This is a genomic window from Clostridium sp., assembly GCF_016650095.1.
In the GTDB taxonomy this organism is placed as follows: domain Bacteria; phylum Bacillota; class Clostridia; order Clostridiales; family Clostridiaceae; genus Clostridium_AD.
In genome coordinates, this window is record NZ_JAENWL010000314.1 from 1 (window position 1) to 4,492 (window position 4,492).

General features: G+C 30.7%; 7 protein-coding genes. 1 reads left to right on the forward strand and 6 read right to left on the reverse strand.

Annotation, left to right across the window (positions count from 1 at the left end; all coding sequences use genetic code 11):
• Window positions 1-63: 63 nt before the first annotated feature.
• The gene (locus JJE11_RS15180) at window positions 64-372 is read right to left on the reverse strand and encodes a hypothetical protein (RefSeq protein ID WP_291637110.1); all 309 of its coding nucleotides are present in this window, start codon (window positions 370-372) and stop codon (window positions 64-66) included.
• Between the two features lie 59 nt (window positions 373-431).
• Here JJE11_RS15180 and JJE11_RS15185 point away from each other — a divergent pair, with 59 nt between their 5' ends.
• Entirely contained in the window at window positions 432-872 is a 441-nt protein-coding gene (locus JJE11_RS15185; RefSeq protein WP_291637112.1) for a hypothetical protein, read from the forward strand.
• A 139-nt stretch (window positions 873-1,011) separates the two neighbouring features.
• On the opposite strand, the gene JJE11_RS15190 is transcribed toward JJE11_RS15185, so the two are convergent.
• The 5 genes from JJE11_RS15190 to JJE11_RS15210 all read right to left on the reverse strand — a co-directional run bounded on the left by JJE11_RS15190 (window position 1,012) and on the right by JJE11_RS15210 (window position 4,390).
• The gene (locus JJE11_RS15190) at window positions 1,012-1,233 is read right to left on the reverse strand and encodes a DUF378 domain-containing protein (RefSeq protein WP_291637114.1); all 222 of its coding nucleotides are present in this window, start codon (window positions 1,231-1,233) and stop codon (window positions 1,012-1,014) included.
• Window positions 1,234-1,312: 79 nt separating this feature from the next.
• Window positions 1,313-1,696, reverse strand: a complete 384-nt coding sequence (gene panD, locus JJE11_RS15195) for an aspartate 1-decarboxylase (protein ID WP_291637116.1) — start codon at window positions 1,694-1,696, stop codon at window positions 1,313-1,315.
• A 49-nt stretch (window positions 1,697-1,745) separates the two neighbouring features.
• Window positions 1,746-2,591 carry a pantoate--beta-alanine ligase gene (gene panC, locus JJE11_RS15200; RefSeq protein WP_291637118.1) on the reverse strand — a complete coding sequence of 282 codons (846 nt, stop codon included), beginning with the start codon at window positions 2,589-2,591 and terminating at the stop codon, window positions 1,746-1,748.
• A gap of 116 nt (window positions 2,592-2,707) precedes the next feature.
• Window positions 2,708-3,535: a 3-methyl-2-oxobutanoate hydroxymethyltransferase gene (gene panB / locus JJE11_RS15205; RefSeq protein WP_291637119.1), complete on the reverse strand. Its 828-nt coding sequence runs from the start codon at window positions 3,533-3,535 to the stop codon at window positions 2,708-2,710.
• Between the two features lie 3 nt (window positions 3,536-3,538).
• Window positions 3,539-4,390 (reverse strand): Rossmann-like and DUF2520 domain-containing protein, encoded by an 852-nt coding sequence (locus JJE11_RS15210; RefSeq protein ID WP_291637121.1) that lies wholly within the window; start codon window positions 4,388-4,390, stop codon window positions 3,539-3,541.
• Between the last annotated feature and the right edge of the window lie 102 nt (window positions 4,391-4,492).

The following is a 4,492-nucleotide window of genomic DNA, read 5'->3' on the forward strand; positions in this document are numbered from 1 at the left end:
TTACAGCACTGGAAGTGATGATTACAGCACTGGAAGTGATGCTTTTAGTACTGTAGGTGATTATTAATCGTGTCTTTTGGTTATGAGATCTTGAACTTTAGATATTTTAGCCTGTAGTAATTTATTTTCATTTTCTAATTTTAATATAACGTTTTCAGCTTCTTTATATTTATGTTCTAGATGGTTTAAAGTTTCATGTAATTTATTGTTTGTATTCATTTTTTCTTTGATAATAGGTTTATACATTTTACTTAAAGTAAAGTTTTTGTTGATTAAAAAGTATATTTTATTATATGATTGAATTAGATATAATTTAGTTTTTGTAATAATGTGTATAAAGCTTACAATAATCCAATCTATAAATTTATTCATCAATAATCACCTCAATTATATTCTACCTAAAGAATGCTATGAAAGGCAAGGTAATAATAATGAATAAAAATAGAAATAATCATTATTTAGAGAGTATTAATAATAAAATTAAGAAGCTGGACCACAAAAAAGAAGAATACGAAGCACAATTAATGGAGCAAAATAAGTTTTTGGAGCACAGTAATTCTGCTATACAAGAGTTAAAATTTAGAAATGATATTTTACATGATCAATATAATAGTCTAACAAGATTGCTTGAGAAACAAGGAATAATATTTGAGGTGAATTTCAGCGAATATAGGCCTCATCAATGGGAAAACTTAGCTATAGTAAAAGGTTCGAATGGATATGAGATTAAAACTAAAGCAGGCAATGTTTTAATGATGTTAGATGAAGATTTATTAGGTATTATACAAGATATAAACAAAAGAGATTTCTACAGCTTAATTGTAATAAGAGCTACAGATAAGGCGGCTTTGGTTCAGTTAAGATTTGCGTAAAGTATTAAGGATATATAAGTAAATATCCATATCAATTTTGACTTGATATTTATTATCATGCTTTAATCACAATATAAAAGAAGCTGAATTTTAAAATCCAGCTTCTTTTATATTGTGATTAAATACATTTATTTAGAAATTATTTAACTTCAGTTGTGTCTCTGTTACTATCTCTGTCTCTTCCTAAGAAAGATAAAGAATATAGACCACAAATACCTACTAGAGCAAAAATAATCCTAGTAAATGCTGTTCCTGTACCAAATAAGCTGGAAACTAGGTCGTATCTAAAAAATCCAATTAATCCCCAATTTACAGCTCCGATAATAACTAATACGAGTGCAGTAATATCTAATGCTTTCATATATACATCTCCTTTTTAATAAAATGCTCATTAATATTATTTCCAATTTATTAAAAATTATTACTGCATTAGAAAAAAATTATTTTTTTTCTCCATGTCTCTCATAGTGGGTTATTTCTTTTACATTATTGGTTTCATCAACAAACACTACTGTAGGTTTGAACTTTCTAGCGTCTGTTTCATTAATTTGGCAATAAGTCATAATTATTATTTTATCTCCAGGCTCTACACATCTTGCAGCGGCTCCATTTATACACATAACACAACTTCCTGGTTCACCAGCAATAGCATAGGTTTCAAATCTGTTTCCGTTGTCGATATCTACAATTTGAACTTTTTCATATTCTAGGATATTTGCATTGTCCATTAGTGATTTATCTATAGTTATACTTCCAACATAATTTAATTTAGCTTCTGTAACAACGGCTCTGTGTATTTTAGATTTTAACATAGTTAGTATCATATTAATTTCCCCTTTAGACTTCATTAGTATTCTATATTAGTATTCTATATTAAGATTTCCAAATAAAATTGTCTATTAATCTTGTTTTGCCAATAAAGACTGCTATGGCAATAAGAACAGGTTTATTTACAAGTTCTACAGCATTAAGAGTCACAGCGTCTACAATCTCTATATAATCAATTTTGGCTAAAACTTCACTTAATAGTCCATTTTTGATGACCTCTTTTAGACGCTTGCTAGAGTTTTCACCTGCTGATAATGTCTCTTTACATTTAGTTAAGCTTTTGTTTAAAATTAAGGCAGCCTGTCTTTCGTTTGATGATAGATAAGCGTTACGTGAGCTTTTTGCAAGTCCGTCTTCTTCTCTTACTATAGGGCAACCAACTATTTCTATATCATAATTTAAGTCTCTAACCATTCTTTTTATTATAGCTAACTGCTGGGCATCTTTTTCTCCAAAATAAGCTTTATCAGCAGGAACTATATTAAAGAGTTTTGAAACTACCGTACATACGCCGTCAAAATGACCTGGTCTTTTAGCACCACAAAGCCCGGCTGCAAGCTCTTGCACAGATACAGTTGAGAAAGCTTCTTTATAATACATTTCTGATGCTTCTGGAGCAAATATTAAATTTGCCCCAGCGTTTTCACATAGAATTGCATCTCTATCTAAATCTCTTGGGTAAGAATCTAAATCTTCATTTGGACCAAACTGTATAGGATTTACAAATATGCTTACTACAACTTTTTGATTTTCTTTTGCAGCACGTTTTATGAGACTTGTATGTCCTTCATGTAAAAATCCCATAGTAGGTACTAAGGCAACAGTGTAGCCTTCTTTTTTCCAAGCTTTAACTTGATGCCTAGCATCCTCAATATTTTTTATAGTAATCATTTCTACTGACGAAATAAGGTGTAATTATATACACATTATTAATGTCAGCTTCACTTCCTTTCTATTTTGATTTATATTATACGGCAAGGTATAAATTTCTTATTTTTTACAGATGCCTAGTATAATTCATTTAAAATTTCATCTTCTATTTTAAAACAGTGCTCTGCGCTTGGAAAAGTTCCTTCATTAACCTCTTTAATATATGATTTAAATCCATCTCTCATGAGATCACCAACATTTGCAAAGTTTTTTACAAACTTAGGTTTGAAACCATCAAACATATTAAGCATATCTTGATATACTAAAATTTGGCCGTCACAGCCACCACCAGCACCTATTCCAATAGTTGGTATAGATATTTCATTTGATATTATATCAGCGAGTTTAGACGGTATACATTCAAGTACAATAGCAAAGGCACCAGCGTCTTCTATTTTTTTAGCATCTTCAATAAGTTTTTTAGCGTCAGTAATATTTTTACCTTGGACTTTAAACCCTCCAAACATATTTACAGATTGAGGGGTTAGGCCGAGATGACCCATTACAGGGATTTGAGCATTTACTATAGCTTTAATTTGCGGGCAAACGACGGACCCACCCTCGAGTTTTATTGCCTGAGCTCCAGCCTCTTGTATAAATCTTCCTGCATTTTTAACCGCATCATATAGTGAAGTTTGATAAGACATAAATGGCATATCGGAAACAACGAGAGCATTTTTGGTGCCTCGAGCAACAGCTTTAGTATGATGTAACATGTCATCCATAGTGACACTTAAGGTGTCCTTGTAACCAAGGCAAACCATACCTAAGGAATCTCCTACTAAAATCCCATTTACACCACACTCATCAATGAGTTTTGCCATAGAATAATCATAAGCGGTAAGCATTGTTAATTTTTCACCAGATTTTTTCGATGATATGAAAGTTGATATAGAATTCTTCAATTGTTAATCCTCCTGCATTCCTAAATATTCTTTAAGCTTTGTGTAGTCTTTATCTTTATGCTTTTTTTCTGATAAAGGGAGCAGTTTTAATGATAAATTTTTATACAATTGGGCATCACCAGTAGGAATAGCGCACATATGATGTCTTATTGTGTCTAAATCATTTCTTTCAATAGGACCAGTTAAAGCACTTATAATGCCACTTTCTTTTATATTATTAATATTATTTTGGATTAATGGTAATAATGCTTCTAGAGCATCATTTTCACTAAGCCCACATTTACTTAGGTAACTACATCCAGTGTTAATTAAAGATAAAACTAAATTAGATACAGTGACGCTAGCTAAATGGTAAAGTGCCTTATTATTTTTATCAATAACAAAAGATTTATTACCTAAAGAATCAATAAAATCTTTAAGAAGATGTATATGACTTTCTGGTCCTTCTATAGAAAAATAAGCATTTTGTAAGTCTTTGTATGAGTTATATTTATCAGAAAATGCGAAAATAGGGTGAATTGAATATGCGAGTGCATCCGAATTGTTTATATTTAAAAAAATGCTAGAGGTTAAAGAACCACTAGTATGACATATTATTTTATTAGTTAAGTTTATATTTGATATTTTCTGCCAAACTTCATTAATGGAGTCATCAGGAGTAGTAATAAAAATCACTGAACTATCCTTAACCAAATCATTAATGTTCTCATAAGCTTTTGAACTAGTAAACTCAGATGCTTCTATAGCATCTTTATAACATTTACTATAGTATCCAGATAACGTTATCCCTTTTAATGAAAAATATTTTCCAAGGGAAAAACCTACTTTCCCAGATCCAATAAAGCCTATAACCATAATATCGCCTCCAATGTAATACAGTATAAATACGCCTCAGGTATCTGAGGGTGGGAGACTCCTGTATAGCTGTCTCATTCATAAAGATATGAGCAGAAAAAA

Coding starts and splice junctions, on each gene's coding strand:
- JJE11_RS15180 (WP_291637110.1), bottom strand. CDS start 372: ATGAATAAATTTATAGATTGGATTATTGTAAGCTTTATACACATTATT.
- panD (WP_291637116.1), bottom strand. CDS start 1,696: ATGATACTAACTATGTTAAAATCTAAAATACACAGAGCCGTTGTTACA.
- JJE11_RS15190 (WP_291637114.1), bottom strand. CDS start 1,233: ATGAAAGCATTAGATATTACTGCACTCGTATTAGTTATTATCGGAGCT.
- JJE11_RS15185 (WP_291637112.1), top strand. CDS start 432: ATGAATAAAAATAGAAATAATCATTATTTAGAGAGTATTAATAATAAA.
- panC (WP_291637118.1), bottom strand. CDS start 2,591: ATGATTACTATAAAAAATATTGAGGATGCTAGGCATCAAGTTAAAGCT.
- JJE11_RS15210 (WP_291637121.1), bottom strand. CDS start 4,390: ATGGTTATAGGCTTTATTGGATCTGGGAAAGTAGGTTTTTCCCTTGGA.